The organism is Neobacillus paridis (genome assembly GCF_016765675.1).
In the GTDB taxonomy this organism is placed as follows: Bacteria; Bacillota; Bacilli; order Bacillales; family Cytobacillaceae; genus Neobacillus; species Neobacillus paridis.
The window spans coordinates 1-533 of record NZ_JAESWB010000304.1 but is presented as its reverse complement, the minus strand read 5'-3'; the positions used below and the strand labels follow the sequence as shown (position 1 = coordinate 533).

Genomic DNA, 533 nt, shown 5'->3' with positions numbered 1-533 from the left:
GCCAGCAAGGTGACCTGTCCCATCCTCTTTCACTTCGCGGAGAAGGACCACTACATCACCCGGAGCGCAGTCGATGCGGTCAAGGCGGCATTTGGCAATGCGAAGAATGCGGTGATCGAGACCTATCCGGACGTGGACCATGGCTTCAACTGCTGGGAACGGCCCTCCTACGACCAGAAGGCGTCCGCAGTGGCGCACGGCATGTCGCTGTCCTTCCTGGGCAAGGTGCTCTGAGCAGGAAACCCGCCTGGCGGAAATGGCGTGAAAAATGAAAAGGGGCAAGGCCGTGAAGGCATTGCCCCTGCTTGAAAATCGGGAAGCTGGGCAGGTGCTGGCGCGCTGCCCCCCTGCCATGTGGACTAACCCGGAAACAGTTCGTCGTCCAGGCCCAGATGCCGGCGGTCGCGCGCTTCCTCCAGCGCGTGGCGCCCGACGATGCGCTTGCGCATGATTTCCGCATGCTGCTGCGGCGTCATCGGCGGCATCTTCATCAGGTCTTCCAGACGCGCTGCATTCTCTTCGTTATTTCTCAT

1 protein-coding gene is annotated in these 533 nt (G+C 61.2%); it reads left to right on the top strand.

Features of this window, described 5'->3' with window-relative positions:
• Positions 1–234, top strand: a 234-nt coding sequence (locus JK635_RS28965) for a dienelactone hydrolase family protein (protein WP_202655522.1), incomplete at its 5' end; no start/stop codon positions are given.
• Between the last annotated feature and the right edge of the window lie 299 nt (positions 235–533).